Origin of the sequence: Arthrobacter sp. 92, assembly GCF_050260325.1 — a bacterium.
In the GTDB taxonomy this organism is placed as follows: domain Bacteria; phylum Actinomycetota; class Actinomycetes; order Actinomycetales; family Micrococcaceae; genus Arthrobacter.
Genome location: NZ_CP189863.1, coordinates 4397970 through 4423692, shown reverse-complemented (window position 1 = coordinate 4423692; position 25723 = coordinate 4397970). Strand labels below are relative to the sequence as shown.

At 66.0% G+C, this 25723-nt stretch carries 26 protein-coding genes and 2 pseudogenes; 19 read left to right on the top strand and 9 right to left on the bottom strand.

Features of this window, described 5'->3' with window-relative positions; translation table 11 throughout:
* Window positions 1–11 precede the first annotated feature (11 nt).
* The 4 genes and pseudogenes from ACP4XC_RS20580 to ACP4XC_RS20565 all read left to right on the top strand — a co-directional run bounded on the left by ACP4XC_RS20580 (window position 12) and on the right by ACP4XC_RS20565 (window position 3710).
* Window positions 12–761, top strand: a complete 750-nt coding sequence (locus ACP4XC_RS20580) for an SDR family oxidoreductase (protein WP_427172581.1) — start codon at window positions 12–14, stop codon at window positions 759–761.
* A gap of 45 nt (window positions 762–806) precedes the next feature.
* Window positions 807–1749: pseudogene (locus tag ACP4XC_RS20575) on the top strand (2-hydroxyacid dehydrogenase).
* A gap of 120 nt (window positions 1750–1869) precedes the next feature.
* Window positions 1870–2640, top strand: coding sequence for an SDR family oxidoreductase (locus ACP4XC_RS20570; protein WP_427172580.1), 771 nt, complete (start codon window positions 1870–1872; stop codon window positions 2638–2640).
* Window positions 2640–3710 (top strand): L-idonate 5-dehydrogenase, encoded by a 1071-nt coding sequence (locus ACP4XC_RS20565; RefSeq protein ID WP_427172579.1) that lies wholly within the window; start codon window positions 2640–2642, stop codon window positions 3708–3710. Before ACP4XC_RS20570 ends, ACP4XC_RS20565 begins: the two co-directional genes overlap by 1 nt.
* 45 nt (window positions 3711–3755) lie before the next feature.
* Here the strand turns inward: ACP4XC_RS20565 and ACP4XC_RS20560 are convergent, their stop codons facing one another.
* Both ACP4XC_RS20560 and ACP4XC_RS20555 read right to left on the bottom strand, forming a co-directional pair.
* The gene (locus ACP4XC_RS20560; protein ID WP_427172578.1) at window positions 3756–4004 is read right to left on the bottom strand and encodes a hypothetical protein; all 249 of its coding nucleotides are present in this window, start codon (window positions 4002–4004) and stop codon (window positions 3756–3758) included.
* A gap of 256 nt (window positions 4005–4260) precedes the next feature.
* Window positions 4261–4398, bottom strand: a complete 138-nt coding sequence (locus ACP4XC_RS20555) for a hypothetical protein (RefSeq protein ID WP_427172577.1) — start codon at window positions 4396–4398, stop codon at window positions 4261–4263.
* A gap of 27 nt (window positions 4399–4425) precedes the next feature.
* Between ACP4XC_RS20555 and ACP4XC_RS20550 the strand changes: the two genes are divergently transcribed.
* On the top strand, window positions 4426–5085 hold the full coding sequence (locus ACP4XC_RS20550) for a LysR substrate-binding domain-containing protein (RefSeq protein WP_427172576.1): 660 nt from the start codon (window positions 4426–4428) through the stop codon (window positions 5083–5085).
* A gap of 11 nt (window positions 5086–5096) precedes the next feature.
* On the opposite strand, the gene ACP4XC_RS20545 is transcribed toward ACP4XC_RS20550, so the two are convergent.
* Together ACP4XC_RS20545 and ACP4XC_RS20540 are read right to left on the bottom strand one after the other, a co-directional pair.
* Complete coding sequence (locus ACP4XC_RS20545) at window positions 5097–6038, bottom strand: DMT family transporter (protein WP_427172575.1); 942 nt, start codon at window positions 6036–6038, stop codon at window positions 5097–5099.
* Complete coding sequence (locus ACP4XC_RS20540) at window positions 6035–6640, bottom strand: TetR/AcrR family transcriptional regulator (protein WP_427172573.1); 606 nt, start codon at window positions 6638–6640, stop codon at window positions 6035–6037. The genes ACP4XC_RS20545 and ACP4XC_RS20540 overlap by 4 nt, the downstream gene beginning before the upstream one ends.
* Before the next feature lie 294 nt (window positions 6641–6934).
* On the opposite strand from ACP4XC_RS20540, the gene ACP4XC_RS20535 reads away from it, so the two are divergent.
* A complete protein-coding gene (locus ACP4XC_RS20535) occupies window positions 6935–7708 on the top strand; it encodes an oxygenase MpaB family protein (protein WP_427172572.1) in 774 nt (257 codons plus the stop codon).
* Window positions 7709–7744: 36 nt separating this feature from the next.
* Here ACP4XC_RS20535 and ACP4XC_RS20530 read toward each other — a convergent pair whose 3' ends face one another.
* On the bottom strand, window positions 7745–8170 hold the full coding sequence (locus ACP4XC_RS20530; RefSeq protein WP_427172571.1) for a hypothetical protein: 426 nt from the start codon (window positions 8168–8170) through the stop codon (window positions 7745–7747).
* Between the two features lie 171 nt (window positions 8171–8341).
* Here ACP4XC_RS20530 and ACP4XC_RS20525 point away from each other — a divergent pair, with 171 nt between their 5' ends.
* Window positions 8342–10030 (top strand): long-chain-fatty-acid--CoA ligase, encoded by a 1689-nt coding sequence (locus ACP4XC_RS20525; protein WP_427172570.1) that lies wholly within the window; start codon window positions 8342–8344, stop codon window positions 10028–10030.
* A gap of 8 nt (window positions 10031–10038) precedes the next feature.
* On the opposite strand, the gene ACP4XC_RS20520 is transcribed toward ACP4XC_RS20525, so the two are convergent.
* On the bottom strand, window positions 10039–10350 hold the full coding sequence (locus ACP4XC_RS20520; protein ID WP_427172569.1) for a putative quinol monooxygenase: 312 nt from the start codon (window positions 10348–10350) through the stop codon (window positions 10039–10041).
* Between the two features lie 26 nt (window positions 10351–10376).
* The gene (locus ACP4XC_RS20515) at window positions 10377–11411 is read right to left on the bottom strand and encodes a LacI family DNA-binding transcriptional regulator (RefSeq protein WP_427172567.1); all 1035 of its coding nucleotides are present in this window, start codon (window positions 11409–11411) and stop codon (window positions 10377–10379) included.
* A 241-nt stretch (window positions 11412–11652) separates the two neighbouring features.
* On the opposite strand from ACP4XC_RS20515, the gene ACP4XC_RS20510 reads away from it, so the two are divergent.
* The 5 genes from ACP4XC_RS20510 (at window position 11653) to ACP4XC_RS20490 (ending at window position 17541) form a co-directional block, all read left to right on the top strand.
* Entirely contained in the window at window positions 11653–13008 is a 1356-nt protein-coding gene (locus ACP4XC_RS20510) for an NAD(P)H-dependent oxidoreductase (RefSeq protein ID WP_427172566.1), read from the top strand.
* A gap of 60 nt (window positions 13009–13068) precedes the next feature.
* Window positions 13069–14103 carry a DctP family TRAP transporter solute-binding subunit gene (locus ACP4XC_RS20505; RefSeq protein WP_427172565.1) on the top strand — a complete coding sequence of 345 codons (1035 nt, stop codon included), beginning with the start codon at window positions 13069–13071 and terminating at the stop codon, window positions 14101–14103.
* An 81-nt stretch (window positions 14104–14184) separates the two neighbouring features.
* Window positions 14185–16104 (top strand): TRAP transporter large permease subunit, encoded by a 1920-nt coding sequence (locus ACP4XC_RS20500; protein ID WP_427172564.1) that lies wholly within the window; start codon window positions 14185–14187, stop codon window positions 16102–16104.
* Between the two features lie 38 nt (window positions 16105–16142).
* Window positions 16143–17063 (top strand): NAD(P)-dependent oxidoreductase, encoded by a 921-nt coding sequence (locus ACP4XC_RS20495; RefSeq protein WP_427172563.1) that lies wholly within the window; start codon window positions 16143–16145, stop codon window positions 17061–17063.
* A 10-nt stretch (window positions 17064–17073) separates the two neighbouring features.
* Window positions 17074–17541, top strand: a complete 468-nt coding sequence (locus ACP4XC_RS20490; RefSeq protein WP_427175182.1) for an SRPBCC family protein — start codon at window positions 17074–17076, stop codon at window positions 17539–17541.
* A gap of 201 nt (window positions 17542–17742) precedes the next feature.
* On the opposite strand, the pseudogene ACP4XC_RS20485 reads toward ACP4XC_RS20490, so the two are convergent.
* Window positions 17743–18459 (bottom strand): annotated as a pseudogene (locus ACP4XC_RS20485) (lipase family protein); the annotation flags it as partial.
* Window positions 18460–19096: 637 nt separating this feature from the next.
* Here ACP4XC_RS20485 and ACP4XC_RS20480 point away from each other — a divergent pair.
* Window positions 19097–20146, top strand: a complete 1050-nt coding sequence (locus ACP4XC_RS20480) for a hypothetical protein (protein WP_427172562.1) — start codon at window positions 19097–19099, stop codon at window positions 20144–20146.
* A 75-nt stretch (window positions 20147–20221) separates the two neighbouring features.
* On the opposite strand, the gene ACP4XC_RS20475 is transcribed toward ACP4XC_RS20480, so the two are convergent.
* Window positions 20222–21550, bottom strand: coding sequence for an MFS transporter (locus tag ACP4XC_RS20475; RefSeq protein ID WP_427172561.1), 1329 nt, complete (start codon window positions 21548–21550; stop codon window positions 20222–20224).
* 188 nt (window positions 21551–21738) lie between these two features.
* On the opposite strand from ACP4XC_RS20475, the gene ACP4XC_RS20470 reads away from it, so the two are divergent.
* The 6 genes from ACP4XC_RS20470 (at window position 21739) to ACP4XC_RS20445 (ending at window position 25710) form a co-directional block, all read left to right on the top strand.
* Window positions 21739–22572: a shikimate dehydrogenase family protein gene (locus ACP4XC_RS20470; RefSeq protein ID WP_427172560.1), complete on the top strand. Its 834-nt coding sequence runs from the start codon at window positions 21739–21741 to the stop codon at window positions 22570–22572.
* A gap of 94 nt (window positions 22573–22666) precedes the next feature.
* On the top strand, window positions 22667–23452 hold the full coding sequence (locus tag ACP4XC_RS20465) for an IclR family transcriptional regulator domain-containing protein (protein ID WP_427172558.1): 786 nt from the start codon (window positions 22667–22669) through the stop codon (window positions 23450–23452).
* On the top strand, window positions 23452–23724 hold the full coding sequence (locus tag ACP4XC_RS20460; protein WP_427172557.1) for a helix-turn-helix domain-containing protein: 273 nt from the start codon (window positions 23452–23454) through the stop codon (window positions 23722–23724). Before ACP4XC_RS20465 ends, ACP4XC_RS20460 begins: the two co-directional genes overlap by 1 nt.
* The gene (locus ACP4XC_RS20455) at window positions 23717–24466 is read left to right on the top strand and encodes an ABC transporter permease (RefSeq protein WP_427172556.1); all 750 of its coding nucleotides are present in this window, start codon (window positions 23717–23719) and stop codon (window positions 24464–24466) included. Before ACP4XC_RS20460 ends, ACP4XC_RS20455 begins: the two co-directional genes overlap by 8 nt.
* 180 nt (window positions 24467–24646) lie before the next feature.
* Window positions 24647–25240, top strand: a complete 594-nt coding sequence (locus ACP4XC_RS20450) for a DUF1992 domain-containing protein (protein WP_427175181.1) — start codon at window positions 24647–24649, stop codon at window positions 25238–25240.
* 119 nt (window positions 25241–25359) lie between these two features.
* Window positions 25360–25710: a DUF3846 domain-containing protein gene (locus tag ACP4XC_RS20445; RefSeq protein WP_427172555.1), complete on the top strand. Its 351-nt coding sequence runs from the start codon at window positions 25360–25362 to the stop codon at window positions 25708–25710.
* Window positions 25711–25723: the final 13 nt, after the last annotated feature.

The window sequence follows — 25723 nt, the reverse complement described above, 5'->3', positions numbered from 1 at the left end:
AGGAGACCTACATGCCATTTTCTGACTACTCAACGGCCCTCGTCACGGGCGCGTCCACCGGAATGGGAGCCGCGATCGCCGAACGACTGGCCAAGCGGGGGCTCACGGTCCACGCCCTCGCACGCAATGAGGACCGCCTCAACGAACTGGCCGACAAGACCGGCGCGATCCCCCACATCGTGGACCTGACCGACACCGCGGCGCTGGCTGCCGCCGTCGGCGGTCTGGAAGTGGACGTACTGGTGAACTGCGCCGGAGTGTCTCGCCCCGGGAACATCCTGGACTCCAGCGAGAGCGACATTGACGAGCTCATTGACGTCAACCTGCGTGGCCTGCTCCAGCTGACCAGGCTCGTGCTGCCGGGCATGGTGGAACGCGACCGCGGACACGTCATCAACATCAGCTCCATCGCCGGGGTGTATAACTTCTACGGCCACACCGTCTACCACGCCACCAAAGCGGCAGTGCACCAGGTCTCCCGGCAGCTGCGCAACGACACCGTGGGCAAGCGCATCCGCGTCACCGAGATCTGCCCCGGGCGCGTCGAAACGGAGATCTTCGGCCGCAACATGGGCGGCACTCCCGAAGCCATGGAAGAAGCGTGGAAGACCTACTACGAAGGCTATGAATCGCTGACAACGGACGACATCGTCAACGCGATGGACTACGCCATCGAAACACCCCGGCACGTGAACGTGGGCATGCTGGAACTCATGCCCACGTTCCAGGTTCCCGGCGGCCTCACCTTCGACCGGCGCTAGCCGCAGCGGCGCCCCCACCACACCCCACGATCGATAGGTTCTTCAATGCAAACAGTCCGCACCGTCAGCTTCCCAGACCGGCAGTTACTCGCCGATCTCTCGCCCCTGCCTGGAGGGCTGAAGGGAGTGGTTTGGGACCTGAAGACGGATCCCGAGGGTGCGACGCTCAGTGAGATCGACGGCGTCATCCTCCCGTATATCGACGCCTCCTCGGTTCTGGGGTCCCTCGCCGAAGTCGACGGGCTGACGTTCGTCCAGACGCAGTCCACGGGGTACGACGGCGTGGTGGAGGCTGCCGGTCCGGCGGCTGGCGTGGCCAACGCCTCCGGTGTCCACGCCGCCGCCACCGCTGAGCTCGCCGTGGGGCTGATCCTGGCGAAATTGCGCGGCATCGACCAGGCCGTCCGCGACCAGCAGTACGGCCTGTGGCGGCCGGAGCGCCGCCAGTCCCTCGCCGACAGGCGGGTGCTGCTGGTGGGAGTCGGCGGGATCGGCCGCGAAATCGCCCGGCGCCTGGAGCCTTTCGAGGTCACTGTGACGCGGGTGGGGGAGTTCTGCCCGCACCGACGAACACGGCGTCGTGCACGCGTCCGCGGAACTGCCTGCACTCGCCGCAAGTCACGACATCCTGGTCACGGTGCTGCCCCTTAACGAGCAGACCCATCAGCTGATCGGCGAAGAAGTTCTGGCTGCCCTGCCGGACGGGGCGCTGGTGGTGGATGTGGGGCGCGGCTCAGTGGTGGACACGGCCGCCCTGACAAAGGAAGTCCTGTCCGGACGCCTGCAGTGCGCACTCGACGTCGTTGATCCGGAACCGCTTCCGCAGGACCACGCACTGTGGTCTACACCTAACGCGCTGATCACGCCCCACATCGGCGGCAACGCATCCGCCTTCCAGCCAAGGATTCTGAAGCTCCTGCGGCAACAGCTCGAAGCCCTCGCAGCCGGAGAGGCTCCCGCCAACCTGGTGCAGCGCGGCCCCTTCTAAGCAGTAGCGCGAACGTACACGTCTGGCCCCCCGCAGGCAGGGTATACATGTACGTCCGCGCAGCAAAGGAACCACCATTCGCGCAACACCGCGCATACCGCGGCGAAGGAGCTGCTCTTTATGAATTCACTTTTTGACCTGACAGGCCGGGTCGCCCTGGTGACCGGATCGAGCCGGGGGATCGGCAATGCGCTGGCCCGGGCGCTGGCGGACGCTGGCGCCACCGTGGTGCTCAACGGCATCAACGCCGAACGGCTGAAGAGCGCCGAAGCCGCGATGGCGGCCGAGTACGCACCGGGCCGGATCCACAGTTGCGCGTTTGATGTCACCAAAGACACCGACGCTGCCCGTGGCGTGGCCTGGGTGGAGGAGAATGTGGGGCCGCTGGAGATCCTGGTGAACAACGCCGGCATCCAGCACCGTGTGCCCATGCTTGAGCTGGACGTCAGCGATTGGGAACGGGTGATTTCCACGGACCTGACCAGCGCGTTCCTGGTGGGCCGGGAGGCGGCCCGGCACATGATTCCCCGGGGGCACGGCAAGATCATCAACATCTGCTCGGTCCAGACAGACCTGGCGCGGCCCACCATCGCCCCGTACGTGGCGGCCAAGGGCGGGCTGCGGAACCTGACCCGGGCCATGACGGCGGAGTGGGCGGGCTCGGGGTTGCAGATCAACGGCATCGCCCCGGGTTACATCCACACCGAAATGACGCAGAACCTGGTGGATGACGAGGACTTCAACGCCTGGATCCTGAACCGCACCCCGGCGCACCGGTGGGGGACCGTACAGGACCTGGCCGGACCGGCCGTGTGGCTGGCATCCGACGGTTCGAACTTCGTGAACGGCCAGACCATCTTCATCGACGGCGGAATGACGGTGGTGGTCTGATGGCAACGTCAACAGTGTCCATCGGCACAGCCCTTCCAGCCTCTGGTCCGGCGGTGGTGGCCTACGCCGCCGGCGACCTCCGGATCGACGACGTGCCGCTTGCAGCGCCCGCCCCGGACGAGGCCGTCATCGAAGTGGCCTACGGCGGCATTTGCGGCTCCGACCTGCATTACTGGCTCCACGGCGCTGCCGGGGAGTCCATCCTGAAGGCACCGCTGGTGCTGGGGCACGAGATTTCCGGGACCGTTGTCCGCGCCGCGGCCGACGGCGGCGGCCCCGCCGCGGGGACCGCCGTCGCGGTGCATCCGGCAACTCCGGCGCCCGGCGCGGCCCGCTTCCCTGCGGACCGGCCCAACCTCTCACCCGGGTGCACCTACCTCGGTAGCGCCGCCCGCTACCCGCACACCGACGGCGCGTTCAGCCGGTACGTGAACCTGCCGGTGCGGATGCTCCGTCCGCTGCCGGACGGCATAGACCTGCGCACGGCGGCGCTGATCGAGCCAGCATCAGTTGCCTGGCACGCGGTGGCCCGGGCCGGCAACGTCGCGGGCAAGACGGTCCTGGTCATCGGCAGCGGTCCCATTGGTGCGCTTGCTATCGCGGTCCTGAAGCGGGCCGGCGCCGGCAGAATCGTCGCCGTCGACATGCACGCCAAACCCTTGGAAATTGCCCGGGCAGTGGGTGCTGACGAGGTCCTCAAGGCGGACGAGGCCGAGGCCATCGCGGCGGTGGAGGCCGACGTCGTGATCGAATCCTCCGGCAGCCATCACGGCCTGGCCTCGGCCATTCAGGGCGCAGCCCGAGGCGGCACCGTGGTGATGGTGGGCCTGCTGCCCACCGGGCCCCAGCCCGTGCCGATCTCCCTGGCCATCGCCCGGGAACTGGAGCTGAAGGGTTCCTTCCGCTTCAATAACGAGATCGACGACGTCATCGAGGCACTTGCCGACGGCTCCCTTCAGATCGCCCCGGTGATCACGCATGAGTACCCGGTGGGGGCGGCCCTCGAGGCTTTCGGCGTGGCGCGGAACTCAGCGGAATCCGGCAAGGTGCTGCTGAGCTTCGGGGCCTGAGGGGTTCCACGGTTCAACGACGAGGCGACCCGGGCAATCGGACCGTCAATGCGGCACCAGACCGCGGCCGTGGCTTGGGGGCGGGCGCCGGTCGCTCGGACTTCTGAAGAGCCCGGCTACGCCCCTGACCAAGCCGGCCGTCGCGACCTTCAACAGGAACAGCACAACCTGAAGTCCTCCTGCCACAAGCAGGAGCACCACAACCGCGATCAGGATCGGCAGCCAAAGCAGGACAATGCCCGCCATTGTCGCTACGTAGATCAGGGCATACACGGCAACGGTCGTCGGATCCACTGGACTTCCTGTCAACAGCCGGACCGCTTGCTCCGGAAGCTAGCTGCCCATTCCCGTTGCAGCAGGGGTGACATGGCCCCGGACAGTCGATCCGCCCGGCTTTCACAAATTCATGTTAAACCCGATCCGCCCCGGTCGCTAAGCATGCTGATTGCGTCACGCTCGAAGCGCCGATGCGGCCTGGTTGCAGCCTTTAAGGCCCCAGCATGGAGCCGACGCGGACGACGGCGGGACGTCCCGCCGTCGTCCGCTTGCGTTACTTTCGGGCCGCCGACCAGATGGCCAGGGTGTTGGTGGCAACGATCAGAGCCATGCCGAACCATTCGTGCGGCACCAGAACCTGCCCCAGCACCACGGTTCCGGAGAGTGCGGCGAGGATGGGATTGATGCTCATGAACACTCCGAAGAATCCGGCAGGCACATGGCGGAGCGCGATGAGGTGGCGTTACTTGAGCGCGCAGCCGACGATCAGGACGGCGAGCTGAGGGTGAGTTACGCATGGTCGGCGCTGGGCCGCCGAACCGTGGCCCTCCAACGTCAATGGGAAGAGACCCATCCGGGGGTGCGCCTCATCTGGGTGCAGTCGAATTCCCCGGCGGGCGGACTGGCCAACGGGTCCGTCGAAGTTGCCGTCGTGAGGCGCTCCATCACCGACAGCCGCTTCGCCACCATGCTCATTGGAACGGAAGCCCGCTACGCCGCAGTCGCCACGGCGGATCCACTCTCTCGAAGGCGCTTCCTACGCATGTCCGACTTTTCCGGACGAACCATCGCCGTCGACCAGCGCACCGGAACCACCACAGAGGACCTCTGGTCCGACGCGGCGCGACCGGCCGCGGTCCGGCTGGTGCAGGGCGTCGACGAATGGCTGACGCTCATCTCCACGGGACAAGCCATCGGCATGTCCTCGGAGGCCACCGCTGCGCAGAACCCCAGACCCGGGGTTGCGTACCGCCCGGTCCGCGACGCCCCTCCAATCCCCGTGTTCCTGGTGTTTTGGAAAGACGACCCCTCGGTCCTCGTCGCCGATTTCACCCGGCTCGCCCGGGCAGCGTTCGCCGCTGACCAGACCCCTTTGTAGAGGCCAGCCCCCTATGTAGAGGAACGGAGCACTGAACGACTTCCGGGGGAGGGCAGCGTCATCACGAACAGGCTGCCGGCCACAAGCGCGGCACCCGCCCACGCCAGCGCCGGCAAGCGTTCGCCCACCACCAGCACGGCGAGGACGGCGGCCACCACCGTCTCGGCGAGGGATATTGTGGTTGCAGTGCTGGCATGGACGCGGGCCAGTCCCCAGCCGAACAGCACGTAGCCCGCAAACATCGGAACGAGCGCCATGTACGCGCCGACCGCAAAGTTCTGCCAGGATGCGATAAGTGACGCTCCGGTGATGGCCAGGACAGGCATAAGCAGCAGCCCGCCAATGCCGAAAACCGCACCCATTGCGGCGGTGGAGGGCAACCCCGTGTTGATCAGGCGATGAGCGGCCCAGGAGTAAAACGCGTAAGTCAGCCCTGCGAGCAGCCCCAGGCCGATGCCGGCGGCTGCGGACCATGCCGCGGCCGTTGACGATAGGTGAAGGCCCTGCCCGGTTCCGGCAAAACACAGGAGCACCGCACCGGTCAGGCCGAGCACCGCGCCAACCGCCCACCGGCGCGTGAACCGTCTCCTGTCCATGATCCGTTCAATCACGGCAGAGGCAAGGGGTGCTGAGCCGATGGAGACAACCGTCCCCACCGCCACGCCGGCCAGGTGCATCGAGGAATAGAAGGCAAGCGGGTACGTGGCAACGGCCAACGACCCCAAAATCAGGGTCCGCCATTCGCCTCGCAGAAATGCCGCGTGCGCCCTGATCAACCGGGCGCCGAGCGCCGCTTGGAGCAGGCCGCCCAGGCCCATGGCAACTGCCGCGATAGCGAGGGGGCCGACGCCGGGGGCGAACGTGGCCGCGGTTCCGGTTGTGCCCCAAAGCACGGAGGCGGCCAGCACAAACACCGCACCCCACAAATGTCCCGGCCGCGTTGCGGTCCTCACAGTCTGCCGATCAGCCCGGCAGCGATCCGGCGGGCTTCCCGGATGCAGCGGTCATCGCCTTCAAGTCCGGCGCGGGCCATGGACCCCTCGAGCAGGAACGCCAGGTGCCGGGCCACGGCGCCTGCCTGTTCGGCGGAGTCGGGCAGCAGTTCGGACACGTGTCCGGCCAGCAGCGCTTCGACTTCCTCCTTGTGGCGCCGGACAATCTGCCTTCCGGGGTCCCCTGCCGGCAACTCGGCTGCGGCGTTCAGCAGGCCGCAACCCCGGAACCCGCGGTCATAGGCCAAGCCGGCGTGATCTGCGTAGGCGTCGAAGACAGCGAGGACGCGCTCGACGGCGTTGTCCGCACCCGCCAGCCGCGCCCGGTACAGCTCCATCCATTCCTCGTGGCGGGCATGGAGATACGCGGTCACCAGCTCCGCCTTCGAGGCGAAGTTGTTGTACAGGCTCTTCCTGGCCACGCCGGCTTCGGAGGTGATGGTGTCGATTCCGGTGCCTGCCAGGCCATAGGCATAGAAGCGCCGCGCGGCCGCTTCGAGGAGCGCGGCGCGGGCGGGCCGCTTGGGCGGGGTGCTCCGTGATGCCGCGTGCAGCTCGGTCATGTTGATCTCCAGCCGGAGGGACGGTTAGTAGGTAGACCAGTCTACCTACTTTTCCCGGGAAGCACGACGGCGGAACGCCCCGCCGTCGTGCTCGCTGTGAACGCTGCGCCTTCGTCAACCAGAACATGTTCGCGGGGCTTTTCGGCTGACTCTGGGCTTCGCCTATGCGGAAACGGACAGCCACGAGCTGACGAAAAGTCCGCCGGAGGAGATTGAGCCTGAACACGGCCGCAGGGGGCTGCGGAGTCTCCCAGCCGTCGGCGCCACCATTGGGCTCTCGGGTAGGGTGTGGGCATGGTGCGTCGACTTGCCGACATCGGAGCGGAAGGCGTTCTGCTCGCCGGGGCAGGACGCGCAATCTTGCTGCAGATTGCGAACCCCGCGGTGGGTCACGGCGTCGCCGAGCACAGCAACTTCGCCGACCGTCCGCTCGAACGGCTCCGCGCTACCCTGACGTACGTGTATGCCGTGGTGTACGGGACAGAGGACCAAATGGCTGCGGTGCGCCGCAGCGTGAACCGCGCCCATGCCCCCGTCCGACGCAAACCCGATGCCGGCTCCAAGGGCTACAGCGCCTTCGATGCGCAATCGCAGCTCTGGGTCGTGGCAACCCTCTACGACACCGCAGTCACCGTCTACGAAAAAATCTACGGTGCGTTGGACGACGAGGCGGCCGAACTCGTATACCGGGACTACGCGAGACTCGGCACGGCCCTGCAGCTCCCCTCAGAGCTGTGGCCGGCTGACCGCGCGGCGTTCGGCAGCTACTGGGAGAGCAGCCTCCGCGGGCTGGAGACTGACGACATCAGCGCTCGGGTGGCCCGAGATCTGCTGTATCCCCAAGACCCCCGGCTTTGGCAGCGCGTGGTCATGCCGCTGGCCCGTTTCCTCACCGCAGGCCTCCTGCCGGAGCAGCTCCGGCATGGTTTCGGGCTGCCGTGGAGTGCGCGTCATGCCCGCCTGTTCGACCGGACCATGCGGTTCTCTGCCATTGTCTATCCGCGGCTGCCGCGGCGGGTCCGGCACTGGCCTAAGAACTACTGCCTCGACCGGCTCGGCACAGCCTAAGCTTGTTCACCCGTGAAGCCGGGACCGAGGAGTCAGCTACCCCGGCGGCCGCCACAGTTCGCTGCCATTTATCCAGCCGTCAGGGGGCGCTGTCACGTGCGCTGAAATGCCGACGCCAGTGAGCTCGTCCAGTAGGATTCGTAGCATCCCGTCGGCCATGGCCTTCGGCAGTTCCCCTTTAGTGTCAACGGACACGATCGGACCCACTGCGGTGATGTAGACGTCGGACACGTAGTTCGGCGTGTAGAGACTGGGGTCAGCGGTTTCCAGATCCACTTCCTCGCCCAATTCGTTGACTTGCATGAGCCGGGTTCTGGCTGTGTGGAGGGCATTGGCCGCGCCCTCGGCGTCCTCCGCCAGAACCAGGAAACAAGGAGACGTTTCCCAGCCGTCGCCGAGCCATTCGTCCCACCTCTCACCCTGCTGGTCAAAGATGTCCCATGCGACGGTCACTCGAGTCATACGGTCCCCAATTCGCTGATGCTCCGAACCTGGCGGCCTGCCCGGAGGCGGCGGAGCGTGGCGACAATCTACCACCGGCGGCCGGCCGTCGTCAGTAGTGGATGTGCGGCGGCCGGGAAGAGCGCTGCCCGTCATTCGACCCTGGGCGCAACTTCGCGCAATGATGTGGCCATGGAGAATACCGACGTGCAGCCATGGGTGAAGAACTATCAGCCGGGCGTCCCGGCCGAAATCGAGCTGCCCACAGAGTCGCTTGTCGCGATGCTGGAGCGGTCCGTGACCGAGGGCGGCAGCGCGCCCGCGCTGGAGTTCTTCGGGCGCCGCACCAGCTACGCCGGGCTCGGCGAGCAGGTGGACCGGGCAGCCGAAGGCCTTCGCGCTCTGGGCGTGCGCGCCGGGGACCGGGTGGCCTTGATCCTCCCCAACTGCCCGCAGCACGTCGTCGCCTTTTACGCTGTGCTCCGGCTGGGCGCGGTGGTGGTCGAACACAACCCCCTGTACACCCCCCGCGAGCTCCGCCACCAGTTCGAGGACCACCAGGCGCGGGTAGTGATCACCTGGGACAAGGCGGCGGCCGCCATCCGGGAGTTTCCGGAGGACGTCGAAATCGATCACGTGGTCTCCGTCAACCTCCTGGAAGCGTTCCCCCCCGTCAAACGACTTGCGCTGCACCTGCCGGTAAAGAAACTACGGGCGACCCGGCATTCGCTCACCGCCGCGGCGCCGGGCACCATCGCGTGGAAGGAGTTGCTAAGCCATGGCCGGATCGACGCCGGACACCCGCGGCCGTCGGTGAACGATCTTGCCGCGATCCAATACACCTCGGGCACTACCGGCCGGCCCAAGGGCGCCATGCTGACCCACTTCAACCTCTACTCCAACGCCTTGCAAGGCGAGGCCTGGATGCACGGGGCCGAGTACCGCAAGGAGGTCTTCTACGCCATCCTGCCGATGTTCCACGCGTTCGGCATGACGCTTTACCTCACTTACGGCATCCTCAAGCAGGGGCTGCTGGTGCTGTTCCCCAAGTTCGACCCCGACCTGGTGCTCGCCGCGATGAAGAAGTCTCCGGCAACGGTCTACTGCGCGGTGCCGCCGATCTACGAGCGCACCGCCATGGCGGCCAAGGAGAGGGGCATCTCCCTGCGGTCGTGCAAATTCTGCATCTCCGGCGCCATGAACCTGCCGGACCACGTGGTGGAGCTGTGGGAATCCGTCTCGGGCGGATTGCTTGTGGAGGGCTACGGCATGACCGAGTCCTCGCCAGTGGCCATGGGCAACCCGTTCTTCCCCACCCGCCGCACCGGCACTATCGGCGTGCCGTTCCCGTCCACGCGGATGAAGGTGGTGGACCTGGACGATCCCTCGATCGAGGTGGCGCACGGCACGCCGGGGGAGCTGCTGATCAAAGGTCCGCAGGTGTTCCAGGGCTACTGGCACAACCCCGAGGAAACCGCGAAGGCCCTCACTCCGGATGGCTGGCTGCGCACCGGCGACGTGGTCACCGTGGACGAGGACGGCTTTACCACCATCGTGGACCGCGCCAAGGAACTCATTATCACCGGCGGCTTCAACGTCTCACCCACCGAAGTGGAGGCCGTGCTGCGGCTTCACCCGGATGTGGCGGACGCCGCCGTGATCGGCAAGCGCCTTGAGCGGGGCGGAGAGATGGTGGTGGCCGCCGTCGAACTCGCCGCAGGCGCTTCGCTCAACGAGGAAGACCTGCGCACCTACTGCCGCGAGCACCTCGCCGGCTACAAGGTCCCGAAGCGCATCGTGGCAATCGAGGACATGCCGCGCTCCATGCTGGGCAAGATCCTCCGAAAGCAGGTCCGCGAGCGGGTGCTGCCGGAGCTCTGAGGTAGCTTCTAGAGCGTGCCCTGGCCCGGGGTTCCGGCGGGGATGGGCTCGTGGCGCATTACGTCCGCCGGGCGTTCCAGCAGGCCTTCAAGGGAGGCATTGAGCCGCTGGACCGGTCCGCCCGCGCCGTGGGCGTCCAGCAATTCGGCGGATTCCCACTTCTCGATCATGAGGATCTGGCCGTTGGGAGATTCATGAATGGCGTAGAGGAGGCAGCCGGGTTCCTCATGGACCTCTGCAATGGCCGGGGACAGGGCCTTGACCACCTGGTCGAAGGACCCTTCCTTGGGCGTGAACGTGGCGGTGACGACGACGGGCATGGTTTTCCTTAGTGGTTTTAGTGCTGTTAGTGGACAGGGGTGTGGACTAGCGGGGCACAGCTGTTGCGGGGCAGGAAATCGGCCTTGACCTCGATGAGCCGCGGGCCTTCGGGGAACTTGCCCTGCATCCGTCCGAGCACGAGTTCGAGCGCATGGACGGCGAGCATGTCCAGTGGCTGGCGGATCACGCTCAGCGGCGGGGACATCAGTTCTGTCCACGGATTGTCATCGAAGACGATCACCGAGAGGTCCTCCGGGATGCGGACCCCCCTTTGGACTAGCCGCCGAACGGAACTCTGCACCTGGGCGGTGTTGCCCACGATCAGGGCCGTAGGCGCCTGCGGCATGGCAAGAAGGGAGCCCACGGCATCCCCGCCGGCGTCCCCACGGAAAGGCACGTCGCGGATCAGCAGGGGGTCCACCGGGAGGGACGCGCTCTCGTGCGCCGCGGTGTAACCGCGGATCCTGGCCCTGCCCGTTGACGTGCTCAGGGGGCCCGTAACGAGGGCGATCCGTGTGTGGCCGAGACCGATCAGGTACTCGGTGGATCGCTTGGCGGAGTCAAAGTTCTCAATGCTGACGACGTCGACATCGCCGAGTTCCTCGATGGTCCGGTCAACGAAAACGACATTCACCCCGAGGTCCTGCAGGCGCTGCCATTTCTCGATGTTCCCGCCCGTGGGCGTGGCGATCACGCCGCTGACGGAACGGTCCAGCAGCGTGTCCAGCGACTCTGCTTCCAGGTGTGGGTCCTCCTGGGTGGTCATCAGGACAACCTGCACACCGTGGCTCCGGGCTTCCCAGACGATGCGGTCGGCAAGGCGGGCGAAGAAGGGGTTGGACAGGTCGGTGACCACCAGGCCGATTGTGAGCGCATGGCCAGCGCTGAGCTCGCGGGCCGCTGCCCGGGGACGGTAGCCCAGTTCGTCGATGACCCGGACGACCTCCTGCCGTTTCGCCGGCGCGACGGGCCCGGAGTCCGGGTTTAGGACCCGGGACACCACAGAGACCGAGACTCCCGCAGCCGCCGCGACATCGCGAATGGTTGGGGCCTTCTTCACCGCTCCTCCTTGAGGGAAATCACTAGGCAGTAGTTCGTGGGCAGCGTCACCGTTAGAACCGCCAGAGTTGGCGGAAGACGTTCCGTTTGGAGCCGTTGACACAGCTTAGCACCGGGTGGTACAAAAGTGGAACCGGTTCCACTTCGGGTAAATTTCACCCCAGATCGCGACAGAGAAGTTGTGCCATCCGCGGCCGCGGAGGGGCGTCTCTTCATTTCGCATGCCTATCAGAGAGACTCCAGTGAATCTTCACAAACTCCTCACCGACCGTGAACAGGACGGCCGCCCCATCCGGGTAGGCCTCATCGGGGCCGGCCGCTACGGCACCATGTACCTAGCGCAGGCCAACAACATCCCCGGCATCCACGTCGTCGCCATCGCCGACATCAACGTCAAGCGCGCCGAGGGCGCGTTCGCGCTGGTCGACTGGCCCGCAGAGCAGATCGCCCCCGATATCGCCACGGCTCTCAAGAACCGCACGACGGCGATTGTTGCCAACGCTGATGAGCTGTTCGACGTCGACATCGACGTGATCGTCGAGGCCACCGGCAACCCGATCGTCGGGATCAAGCACGCCCTCCGCGCCATTGAAACAAAGAAACACATCATCATGGTGACGGTCGAGGCCGATGCCCTGGCAGGTCCGGCACTGGCCAAACGGGCGGAAGCAGCCGGCGTCGTGTATTCGATGGCGTACGGCGACCAGCCTGCGCTCATCATGGAACTGGTGGACTGGGCCCGCACCAGCGGGTTTGACGTGGTCTGTGCCGGCAAGGGCGCCAAGTACCTTGAGCACTATCACGAAATGAACCCCGACAACGTCTGGGAAAACTGGGAATTTTCGAAGGAGCTCACCGACTCCGGACAGCTGAACCCCTACATGCACACCTCGTTCCGGGACGGGACCAAGGCGGCAATCGAAATGGCCGCCGTAGCCAACGGTGCCGGGCTGGAACCGTCCGACTCCGGGCTGAGCTTCACCCCCGGCAACGTCGAGGAAATTGCCACGATCTGCCGTCCGAGCGACGTGGGCGGGGCGCTGGCCCACGAGGGAAGCGTCGACGTTATGTCCAGCGTCACCCGGGAAGGCAGCTGGATCAGCCACAACACCCAGGAGGGCGTCTTCGTCGTCGTAAAAGCCACGAACGACTACGTTTCGGGCTGCTTCAACGAATACCCCTGGCACCCGGACCCCACCGGCCAGTACGCGGCGCTGTACCGCCCCTACCACTATGTCGGGCTTGAGCTCAACGTCTCCATCGCCAACGCCGAACTCCGGGGGATTGCCACTGGTTCGCCCGCCGGGTTCTTCGGCGACGTGGTCGCGACGGCGAAGAAGGACCTTACGGCCGGTGAATTCCTCGACGGCGAAGGCGGCTTCACGGTCTGGGGCAAGCTGGTGTCGGCCAAACACTCCGTCGCCACCGGTGCCCTCCCGGTTGCGCTGGCCCACCACGTCGAACTGCGTAACGACATCGCCAAGGGTGAGATTGTCCGCTGGGACGACGTCATCATCGACGACTCCCTGTCCCAGGCCCTTGAGCTCCGCCGCGAAACCGAGGCGTTCATCGCCGAGGCCGCCGCCGTGGGCGCCTGACCCGCACCCTGATTGCTTCCGTACACCGGATCACATCCTTCCAATGAAGAAAGGCATCGCATGAACACCAAGACCCGCGCCATCACCGGAGTGCTGGCCTGCAGCCTGGCAGCATCCGTCCTTGCCGGCTGCGCCGCCGGAACAGCCGGCGGCGGCCAGGCCGCACCGGTCGCCAAGATCCAGCTGTCGATTCCGGATCCGCTCACATCCTCCGTGGGGGTCTCCGCCCAGCACTTCGCCGACCAGGTCAAGAAGACCTCCAACGGATCCGTCGCCATCACGGTGGTTCCCAACGGCACGAGCTTCAGCGGGGACCAGAACGCCGCCGTGACCAGGCTGCAGGGCGGTTCGCTGGACGCCCTGATCCTCTCGACCTCGGTGTATGCCTCGGTGGTACCGGAGATGAACGCCATCAGCATCCCGTACTTGTTCAAGGACACCAAGGAGGAGGCGGCCTTCCTCGACGGCAAGCCGGGCCAGGCACTGAAGGACAAGCTGGCCGCGAAGGACACCGTCGCCCTGAGTTTCCTCACCCGGACCGGCCGGGAGATCACCAACTCGGTTAGGCCCATCGAAAAGCCCGCGGACCTGAAGGGCCTGAAGATCCGTGTGCCGGGCAATACGCTCTGGACGGACTTTTTTGGCAAGCTCGGCGCCAGCCCCACCACGATGGCCTTCTCCGAGGTCTTCACCGGCCTCCAGACGGGAACGATCGACGGGCAGGAAAACCCGATCGAAGTGCCCTGGACCAACAAGTTCTCGGAAGTGCAAAAGTACGTGTCGATGACCAACCACATCAACGACGCCTGGGTGCTTGCCCTTTCCTCCAAGAAATGGGAGACGCTGAGCGCCGACCAGAAGAAGGCCCTCACGGACGCGTCGGTGGAGACCGCGACCTTCAAGACCGGTTATGACGCCGAACAGTCCAAGAAGCAGCTGGACGAGCTTGCTGCCAAGGGCATGAAGGCCAACGAGGTCAGCGCTGCCGGCCTCGAGGAATTCAAGGCCGCCTCAAAGAGCCTGTACCCGGAGTTCTCCAAGCTCATTGGCAAGGAATTCTTCGACCAGGCGATCGCATTCACCGCCTCTAGCTAGTCCCGCGGGGGCCGGGGCGCCAACGGCGCCCCGGCCCCTTCCCTCTACATCCCGCTCTCAATGTCGACAGTCTGGACCATCATGGAACACACCCTTACCTCACCGGGACCCACGGAGGTCCTCCCGCCCGATGCCGAAGAGATCTTGCACTCGGGTCACGTCGCTTCGCGCTGGAGTGGGGGACTCTGGTTCGACCGGACGCTCGAGTGGATCGTGGGCGCGGCGATTCTGGCAGAGCTCGTTGTGATCCTCCTGAACATCACGGTCCGCGTCATCTCCGGCGACTCCGTGCTCTGGACCCAGGAGGTCTCGGAGATCGCGCTTCTGACCATTGCCTTTATCGGCGGTGCCATCGCCTACCCCAAGGGCGCCCACATGTCGGTGCAGGCCCTCATCATGCGCCTGCCCGCGGCGTGGAAGCCGTACCTGGCCGCGCTGGTCGACTGGCTCGTCTTCGTGATGAGCGCCGGGGCATTCGCCCTCTTCGTTCCCACCCTCGCCCAGCAGATCGAGGAGAAGACGCCCATTCTGCAGCTGCCCGTGTTCTGGGTCTCGACGCCCTTCTCTGCCGGGATGCTCCTCATCGCATGGTTCGCCGTCGTCAAACTCTGGCGGCAGGAACGCCGCCCCGTCCTGGCCGCCGCCGGGATCGCTGCGGCGATGGTCGCCGTCGTCCTGCTGGCCCCGCCGCTCTTCTACTACGCGTCGCCGAACGTCCTCCTCGGCGTGGTGCTCGCGGTGCTGTTCCTGCTGCTCTTCCTGGGCCTGCCGATCGCGTTTGTCCTGGCCCTCGCGTCCGGGATCTACCTTTACCTCGGCGGCATTTCAGATGTCAGCGCCATCCCGATCGGCATGGCCTCCGGGGCGAAGGGATTCGTGCTGCTGGCGATCCCGTTCTTCATCCTCGCCGGCACCGTCATGAACTCGGCCGGCCTCACCCTGCCCCTGGCCAAGCTCGTCGACGCCCTCATCGGGCACCTGCGCGGCGGACTGCTGCAGGTGGTGGTGGTCACCATGTACATCTTCTCCGGCATCTCCGGATCCAAGGTGGCCGACGTCGCTGCCGTGGGCACCACCATGCGCGGCATGCTTGAAGAACGCAAATATCCGCGCGGCGAGGTGGTCGCCGTCCTGTCTGCCTCGGCCATCATGGGTGAGACCATCCCGCCGAGCATCGTGCTGCTCGTGCTCGGATCCATCACCACCATCTCGACCACCACGCTGTTCCTCGCCGGTTTCATTCCCGCGGCGTTCCTTGCCCTCGTCGTCATGGCGCTCGTGTTCCTGCGGGCCCGCAAACAGGGCGGGGTCGCAAGCCCCAAAGCCACCTGGCGTGCACGCGGCTCGGCGACGTTCTTCGCCCTGCCCACCCTCCTCCTGCCCGTAGGCATGGTGGCGGGCATCCTCACCGGCTTCGCCACGCCCACAGAGGTCTCCTCTGTGGCCGTCGCCTACGCATTCGTCCTGGCCGCCGCCTACCGGCGCGGCAGCAAGCGCCTCCTGGGGGACACCCTGCGCGAAACGACGACGACGGCGGGCATGGTGCTCTTCATCATCGCCGCCGCCTCGCCCCTGGCCCAGACCCTCGCCCTCGCCGGTGTCTCGCAGCAGATCCACGACCTGATGTCCGGACTCGGAGATTCCCCGGTTCTGTTCATGCTGTTCACCGTGATCCTGCTCGTCATCATGGGCCAGCTGCTCGAGGGCCTGCCGGCAGTGCTCATCTTTGCCCCGCTGCTGCTGCCGATCGCCACCGACTTCGGCGTCAACCCGGTGCAGTACGCCATGGTGCTTATCATCTCCATGGGGATCGGATCCTTCGCACCCCCGGCCGGCGTCGGCTTCTACGTCGCCTGCTCCACCGCCCGCGAAACCGTGGAAAACAGCCTCAAGCACTTCTGGCCCTACCTCGCGGCACTCTTCATCGGACTCCTCGTGCTGGCCGCGGTTCCCTGGTTCAGCACCTTCCTCCCCGCACTCGCCGGACTCATCCCCTTCTAAGCCGGGCTCATCCCCTTCCAACCAGGAGACAGTGAACAATGGACCTTTCGTCCGCCGGACTGCCCGCATCCGTGGCCCTGCTGGGAACAGGCCCCATGGGCGCCCCGATCGCCCGAAACATCATCGCCGGAGGCGTGCCCCTGACCTTGTGGAACCGCACGGCCCACAAAGCCCAGGCAATCGCCGGAGGCCGGGTGGCCGCCACCCCGGCAGAAGCCGCCAGCGACGTGGTGCTGACCGCGCTGCCGGATCTTCCAGACGTAGAGCGGCTCCTGCACGGAACCGACGGACTCTTGGCCGGGTGGAATGCCGCCGGGATCGGCAACCCGGTGCTGGTCATCCACGGCACGGTCTCGCCCCTCGCCGTGGCCGCCTTCGCCGCTGACTGTCAGCGGACGCACGGAGTGACCGTCATCGACGCGCCGCTCAGCGGCGGCACCATCGGCGCCGAGGAGGCCCGGCTAAGCATCATGGTGGGCGGCCCCCGCGATGCAGCGGAGCAACTCAGGCCCTTGTTCGGCCTCTACAGCTCCACCGTCGTCTGGTTCGGAGAAACCGGGGCGGGATCAACCGTCAAAGCCTGCAACCAGATTGTCGTGGCAGCCACGGTAACTGCCGTGTCCGAGGCCATGGCGCTCGCCGAGGTCTCCGGTCTGGATCTCAGGAAAGTCCAGTCGATTCTGGCCGGTGGATTGGCGGACTCCGAAGTGCTCCGGCAAAAAGGCCGGCGTTGGCTCGACGCCGATTTCGGAGGCGGCGGATCCGCTAAGAACCAGCTCAAGGACCTGGTATTTATTTCAGAAACAGCGGCAGATGCGGGACTGAATCTGCCCGTTTCCGCCAGCCTCAGAAACGCGTTCCAGACCATGATCGCCTCGGGACTGGGAGACCTTGACCATACGGGAATCTTCCTCAGCATCCGGTCTTCGGTACCATCGAGCCTTGACCCGACGAGCTGAAGGAGACCCGATGCAGGAGCAGATGGCCGCTATCGAACTGGACGAGGTCCTGCCGCAACCTCCGGCACAGGTCTGGCACGCGTTGTCCGATCCTGCCTTGATTGCGCGTTGGCTGATGGAGAACGACTTCAGCCCGGTTGTCGGCCACCGGTTCCAGATGCGCGGCATCCCGGTTCCTGCAGTCGGCTTTTCCGGCCTGGTGGCCAGCGAAGTCCTGGCAATTGAGCCCGGCAAACTTCTCCAGATCTCCTGGCGTGACGCCCACTCCGGAAACGCCCTGTTCAGCACCGTTACGTGGACGCTGACGCCGGAAGGGAGCGGAACCCGGCTGCACCTCAGGCACCACGGCTTCAATCCGGAGGACCCCACCCAGGTTGCCGCGCACCGGATCATGGGAGGCGGATGGCGCAGCCAGGTGCTCCCGCGGTTGATCAGCACACTGGCGCAACTTGACGAGGCCAACATTCATTCGTCCTAGGAGACGCGTGACGGCGGGCTCCTGAGGAGCGGGGGCAGGAGCAGGAGCAACGGCTAAGTCTGTCCGATCATCTCCTCGTCGCAGCCAGGCGCCTGGGGCCTGCCCGCGAACCTGTCCCGTGTCCAGGTGAACAGGGGGCCGCCGAGCGGTGAGTCCGGGGCCGCGATGCCCCCGTGATCCTGGACGCACCTTCCAATACGCGACGCTCTGGCCGGCGCTGCACCGTTCCTTCACGTAGTCGTCGTTGACTTCGGGGAACACCACCACGTCCGTGGTGCCTTGGGCGATCAGCAACGGGACCGGGATCTGGCCATTGGGGGCGTTCTCCCGCAGGCGCTGGCCAAAGGCGCCCCCAGCCGGGTCAACCAGCACCGGGGCGCCGTTGAGGTCCTTCGTCAGCTTCTCCAGCGTCGGGATGTCCCGGGGATCGAACTGGCACAGGCCCGCGATTCTCCGTGCAATTTCGCGCGCCTCGGGACGGACGGCGTCGTCGAACGTCACGTCGGGGAAATATTGGCTGTAGGCGGTGGCCAGGTACGGGCCGAGCCGGGCACCGGAGGAATCGCCTCTATGGAGGACCATGATCTCAACCATGTTGCTTGCCGGGGCTATTGCCGCCACGCCCGCGATTTTGACGTTCGGAGCATAGGCCTGTCCGGCTATTCCCGTCCACAGCGCTGCGTGGCCGCCCTGGGAATGGCCCCACACCACTGCCTGGTCGCCGAGGGTGAGTTCGGGGATGTGTTTGGCTGCACGGACCGAGTCGAGGGCGCTCCGGGCCTCCCCCTCGCCGATGATGTAAGGATGAACGCCCTGGGCGTTGGGGGCGTAGTCGGTGGCCACAACCACCCAGCCCTGGGTGATCACCCTGTCCAGCGCGGGTACCCCTTCGAAGGGGGCGGTAACCGCGGACGGCATGCACTTTTGCTCAATGCCCACTGTCCCGTGTTCCCACATGATCACAGGCCTCGGACCCGGGGGCGGGTTGGCAGGGGCGAGGACGGTGGCTACGGCGGTCGCGGGGCTGCCGTCGGCGAAGGTTGTGGTGTAGAGAATCCGCCACGCACGCGCCTGCTGCGGGAGAATGCGGTCAGTGAGGGGCTCGCTGCGCACCAGCACGCCGGGCCCGGCCGGCACCGCAGGCGGAGGTCTATAGAAGTCGTCGAGCGGCAGCCACGTCCTGGCGGCCGTTGCCGACGGGGATGCCGTGGCGGACGACGACGGCGGTTCCGGCGGTTCCGGTGACTGGCTGCAGGCAGTCAGCCCCGGCATAGCCAGGATGGCGGCAAGGAGCAGCGCAAGGGGAGCTCCGGGAATCGTCATCTCGCTGGTTCTCCTATGAGCACGTGCTCACCCCAAAGGCACCGGCCATCACACTGAAGAGGCCTTAGTCTACTGCCGTTCCCGTGGCGCCAACAGGCGTCCACCGGGGCCGTGGCCTCCGCGGTTAGCGCCGCCGGAAATTCACCTCCGCGACCTGTCCGGTTCGCTTCCTGCTCCTAGCCTTGCCCCGGAACAGAACCAGTAACAGAACCCCCGAACACAGGAGAACCAGATGCGTCCCATGAACCGCGTGATGATGGCGGCCGCCGCGGCAGCAGTTGTGTCGGCGTCGCTGCTGGCGCCCCCGGCGATGGCAGGAGGGGACAACGACGCCGGCGGGGGCTCCCGGGGCAGGCTCAGCTTTGCCGTCATCGGCGACGTCCCCTACGGCGATGCCGAAATCCAGGCCTTTCCGTCATATATCCAGGACATCAACGCCCACACGGAACTGTCCTTCGTGGGACACTTGGGCGACATCAAGAACGGGTCCTCGCTGTGCAGCGACCAGTACTTCGCCGGCATCCGCAACGACTTCGACTCCTTCACCCTTCCCCTGGTCTACACTCCCGGGGACAACGAGTGGACCGACTGCCACCGGACGAACAACGGCGCCTACAACCCCCTGGAAAGGTTGGCCAAGGTCAGGGACGTCTTCTTTCCGCAGCCCGGAACCACGCTGGGCGCGCCCATGAAGGTCCAATCGCAGGCCGCCCAGGGCTTTCCCGAGAACGTCAGTTTCCAGAAGAAGGGCATCGCTTTCACCGCCGTCAACATCCCCGGCAGTGACAACTCGATGCTCCCCTGGACCGGCCTGGGCAACACGGCGCCCACGGCCGAACAGGAAGCCGAAGTCCGCCGCCGCACCGCCGCCGACATCAAGGAGCTTAAGGACACGTTCGGCAAGGCACGAGAGAACGGTGACCGCGCCGTCGTCGTGATGACCCAGGCGGACATGTTCGATCCCACGGTCACTTCCCCGTCGCAGGCGGACTTCGGGGCTTTCAAACCCCTGGTCCAGACGCTGATCGAGGAGTCGAACTCCTTCGGCGGACCCGTCTACCTGATCAACGGTGACAGCCACGTGTACAACCAGGACCACCCGTTGGCGGCCGGCTCCTCATGGCTGGGCTTCTACGGACAGGGCGCTCCTGCGGCCAACCTGACCCGGGTCACCGTGGACGGTTCAAGCAACGCCAAGGACTGGCTCAAGGTCACCAGCAACCCCGGAATCCGGGACGTGCTCAGCTTCGAGCGGGTCCCGTTCACCCAGCCAGCGCCCTGATCCGGTCAGGAGCTCTCCCACCAGTCGCCTTAGCTGCCGCCGCCGGGCTCTGCCTTGAGCCTGCAGGAGGAAAACCTAGGGCACGTGGTTGCCCAGCTCGCGCAACGGGGTTTTGGACGTCTCCTTAGCCCACAGGGCGCCGGCCACGGCCAGCAGCGACGAAGCCGCCACGATCCAGGCGGCGGGTCCCCAGTTTGCCTTGGTTGCCCCCACCAGAGCGGTGCCCAGGAGCGGGGTGAAGCCAGCGCACAAGATGCCGATCTGCAGCCCGATGGCCATTCCCGTGTAGCGGACCTTGACGTTGAACAGCTCCGAGAACCATGCCGGGTAGACGGCGTTGGAGGCGGAGTACGTTCCGGCCGTGATCAGGGTGCTGACCAGGAAGATCATGGGGATGTTTGCCGTGGAAATCACGAAGAAGTAGACGAAGATCATCACACCCGAACCGAGGACGCCGGTGACGAACACCTTGCGCCGCCCGAAGCTGTCAGAGACGCGGGCGAGCAGGGGCTGGGTGGCGATGGCGATCACGTTGCCCAGGATGCTCACCCACAACATGGTGGTTGCGTCCACGCCCACGGATACCGCATACGCCAGGCCGAAGGACTGCATAAAGGTGTTGGTGACGGTTTCGAAGGACATCAGGGCCACCTGAAGGAACTGGGCCGGGTGGGTGCTGAACATCTTAGCGAAGGGAAGCTTCACCAGCTCACCCTTGTCGTGCTTTTCCTCGAAGACCTCGGGTTCCTCAAGCGAGCGGCGCACCAGGTACGCCACCACCAGCACCACGATGGAGAGCCAGAACGGGATGCGCCATCCCCACGCGAGCCGGTCCGCCTCGTTCATGGCGGCCACCGGCAGGAAGGCCAGCGATGCCAGGACGATTCCGAAAGAAATTCCACTCATGGCAAAGCTGGCGAAGAAGCCGCGGCGGCCGGTGGGAGCTTCCTCCGTGGTCAGGGCCGAAGCTCCGGCTGTTTCGGCACCGGCCGAGAGGCCCTGCATCAGGCGGAGCAGCACCAGGAGGGCCGGCGCCCAATAGCCGGCGGTCTTGAAGTCCGGCAGGGCGCCGATCAGGAAGGTGGCCGCCCCCATCAGCACCAGCGTCAGGACCAGGGTGGATTTCCGGCCGATCTTGTCGCCCAGGTGGCCGAAGAGGACGGCGCCGAACGGGCGCGCCACGTATGCCACGCCGAACGTGGCGAAGGAGGCAATGAGTGCAACGGTGGGATCACCGGAGGGGAAGAAGATCTTCGAAAAGATCAGCGACGCCGCTGTGGCGTAGATGAAGAAGTCGTAGTACTCCAGCGCGCCTCCCAGGAAGGCGGCCAGCGCGGCCTTCCTGGCGCGCTTCAACCGCCGCTGTTCCGCGTCGAGGGTCGTGGACGTAGCGATGTTGGTCATGGTGTGGGTCCTTCCGCACTGAAAGACGAGGTCGTGTGCAGGATTGTTGATTATTTTGTGCGCATACCGTACAGCTGTGCGGTATGCGATTATGGAAGAGCATAGCGCAGGGTGAGGCGCCTCACAATGAGTGCTTCATTGGCGCTTCACATCAGCTACTGACCACGCTGCGACTTGAAAGGCATTTCATGGCACACTCGCCTGGACCCCGGATGTTCCTGATTGGCTCGGAAGCTTCCGCGGCAATGTCGCCTGCACTATGGAGCCCCGTGCTCGAACGGCTGGGCAGCACTTGGACCTACGAGCCGTGGGACGTTCCGGCCGGCTCCGTGATGGACGAGGTTCACGCCAGGTTGCTCGAAGCCGACGTCATCGCCGCAAACGTGACCATGCCCCACAAGACGTGGGCGGCAGCAGCCGCGGACGCCGTCACGGAGACTGTCCGCCTCAGCGGCGCGTCCAATTTCCTGGTTCGCGACGGCGGACGGCTGGAGGCGCACAACACCGACATCACCGCCGTCGGCCAGTTGCTGGGCGGGGGTCACCGGCGCCATGTGGTGATGCTGGGAGCCGGCGGCGCCGCGAGGGCCGCCCTCATTGCCCTCCGCGGACGGACCGGAAGGGTGACCGTCGCCGACCGTGATCCGCAGGCGGCCGGGCGGTTGCTCCGGGTTGCCGAGAATCTCGGTATGGACGCGAGGGCCTCGGCCTGGGCCGACGCCCAGGCCGAGGCACGGCAAGCATCCCTGATCGTCAACGCCACACCGATCGGAAAATCCGGCCAGGACGGACCGGTCTGGGGTGAGACCAGGCTCGCCGACGACGCCTTCGTGTACGACTTCGTCTACGCCCCACACACTACGGCCAGTATCGCCCGTGCCCGGCAGCAAGGCCTGCAATGCGCGGACGGGTGGGATCACCTCAGGGAACAGGCGGCCGCCATGATTCCCATCCTTGGCCTGGCGCCCGAAGCTGGTCCGTTGCTGGAATCCAGACTGGCACAGCTACACGCCCGAAGCTGACGGTCGGCCCGTACTCTTAGAGAGGCGAAAAGTGTGCGGCTTCCACAAGCTGGCCGAGGCCCGCCGACGCTGCGGTGGAGGGAGGAGCGGAACCATGGATGAACAGCCGGCGTACTTTGTGAAGTCGGTGGAGAAGGCCTTTGACGTGCTCCTCGCCTTCACGGCGGACCACCCGCGGCAGACCATTTCCCAGGTTGCCGCCGCCGCGGATATGACCAGGGCCTCCGCCCGGAGGTTTCTGCTGACGCTGGCGGACCTTGGATATCTCCGCGCCGACGGCCCGTTCTTCGAGCTGACGCCACGGTCCCTGGATGTTGGCCGGGCCTACCTGGCGAACCTGGAACTGCCGGACATCGCCGAACGCCATCTCAAACTGCTGGCCGCCGAACTCAACGAGACCACGTCCCTGTGCGTCCTGGATGGACCCGACATCGTGTATGTGGCCTGTGTTCCCTCGCCGCGGCTCCTCAGCGTCACTATCACCGTGGGCACGAGGTTTCCGGCCTGGGCCACCTCCATGGGCCGCGTGCTGCTTGGTGCGTTGCCGGAGGCCGGGCTGAAAGCGTACATCGATTCAGTGAGGCTCCAGAAGCTGACCGAACACTCCATTGAAAGCCTCGACCAACTCCGTGCCGAGGTGGATAGCGCACGGACCAAGGGGTGGTCCATGGTGTCCCAGGAGCTGGAGGACGGCCTGCGTGGCGTTGCGGTCCCGGTGTGGCGCGGCAACGACGCCGTGGCGGCGGTCAACGTCTCCCTGCAGACGCACCGGGCGGCCCCCGAGGACATCGAACGAACGGTGGTCCCGCGACTACAGGAAGCTGCCCGCCAGATAGGCATCGACTACGGCGGGCGCGCCTCGGGGCTCCGGGGAGCCTGATGGCAAACTCCACGTCCGGGGAATCCGTCATTGAGCGCGTGGTGCGGATTCTGGACGCGTTCACCAAGGGCCATCTGTGGATGTCCCTGGGCGAACTGGTCCGCGCCACCGGCATGTCCAGTAGCACCGCCCACCGCCTGGCCGACGATCTGGTGGCCAGTGGCCTCCTGAACAGCAGCGAGGCCGGAGACTATGGCGTGGGGGCAAGCCCTGATGGAATGGGGCCCATGAACGAATGCCCGGACGCGGTCCAGAAGCGCCTTGATGCCTGAACCGGGCAACATCGGCCCCACGCTTCTCGCCGTGGGCCTGCTCATGACAACGAGCATCGCTGTCCTCCGGGGGTTCAAGGCGCCGCACAGTCTGGCACCTGCATTGGGGATCCTGAGGGGAGCTGCGCAGCTTGCCGTGATCAGCCTCATCCTGGGCGGGATCATCACCAACCCGGTGTGGGTCGGCGCCGCGCTGCTCGTAATGTTCACAGTGGCCGCGGTGACGGCGGCCCGCCGCGTGGGTTGGTCCTGGAACCACCTCGGACTTGTCAGTGGTTCGATGGCCGCCGGCATCGGCGTGACGCTCACCATCGTCTTCATCACGGGGGCGGTGGCCTTTACGCCCCGATATGCGCTGGCGATGGGCGGAATCGTGATCGGCAACGCGATGACCGTTGCCACCCTTGCCGGCAGGCGGTTCGCCGAATCGGTGAACGAACGCTGGGAAGAGGTGGAAGGCTGGCTTGCCCTCGGTGCCACGCGGCGTCAATCAACCCGGGAACTAGCCCGCAGCGCCGTGTATTCCGCCCTGATCCCTGCCACGGATCAGACCAAGACCACCGGCCTGGTCACGTTGCCGGGCGCCTTCGTCGGCGCAATCTTTGGGGGTCTGTCTCCGTTGGAGGCCGGGCGCTTCCAGATCGTGGTCCTGGCTTCCATCATGGCTGCCGGTTCCATCACGGCGGTGTTGATCATTGGCGGCCTGGCCCCCGTCCGGGTGCGCCCTGCGATGCTTCACTAGGGCCGCCGAACGCCCGACGGTGGGTTGCCCGAGGGGCAGCTGCCGCGAAAACCGAAGCGGACGACGGCGGCCCGCTTCCCGCCGTCGTCCGCTGTCCTTTTTTGGCGTTGAAAGCACCGGATCACGCCGGAATACTGGAAGGTAGCTACTTATTGGGCCAGTGGAAGGCGGGGAATGACGATGAGCAGCGGGGCCAACGGCGCGTTCCGGCGACGGGTGGAACGCGCCGCCGAACTCCGTGCCGTCCGCGCCTCGGGCAGCACCGCGCAGGAGAATGACGAACTGGCTGCGGCCGAGGAGGAGCTCCGGCAGAAGCGCGCGAAGATTGACGACGCCGCCAAGGCCGAGTACCTGATCCGGGAGGCCATGGCGCAGGGCAAGTTCGACAACCTTAAGTACGCCGGCAAGCCGATACCGGGGCTGGGGGAGGCCTACGATCCCGACTGGTGGGTCAAGGGCCTGATCCAGCGCGAAAACCTCACGGGAATGGGACCCAAAGCCATCCTCCTTCGCACGGAGGACGCCTGCTTGGACGAGCGGCTCGATGGGCAGTTCTCGGAAAAGGAGGTCCGCGATATTGTGGCGGACTTCAACGCCCGCGTCATCGATGCCCGGCGGCAACTGCAGGGCGGCCCGCCGGTCATCACCAAAACCCGGGACGCCGACACCGAAGTGCTGCGCTGGCACGAGCGGCGGACGGCGGCGGCCGCCGCGGTGCCTCAACCCGAGCCCGAGGCCAAACGTTCCTGGTGGCGGCGCATCTGGGGAGCGTAGCCCGGTCCGGCCCCCGTCAGGAAGACCCACCCCTGTTCTCTTATTCCGCGGGCGCCCCGCCAGGGCCCTCCGGGAACAGAATTGAGTCCTGCTCAGTTACTCAAAAAGAGGATAGGAAAATGAGCACCACTTGTACTGCACTGATCGTTCCGGCGAAACTTACTGAGCCCGTCCGGATTGAGGCGTTCGACGCGGGGTTGGAAAACCTTCGATTGCTGGTCGGCGGCGACGTGGAGTCGGTCACGCGCGGGGACTGGCACGTCTATTTCAACTCGCTGGGCAGGATCGCCAACCTGCCGCCGAACCTTCGCGCCGGGCAGTTGATGCACGAAAGCGGGCTTGACCTTGCGGACGCCGTCCGTGGCGTGGCCGTCTTTCTGGGCCATACCGAACACGGGGACGAGGCGGACGTGCCCCCGCACCTGATCCGGCGTGCTGCCGGGCTGTTCGACGTCGGACTCGCCGCGTAGCGGTTGGTGGTTC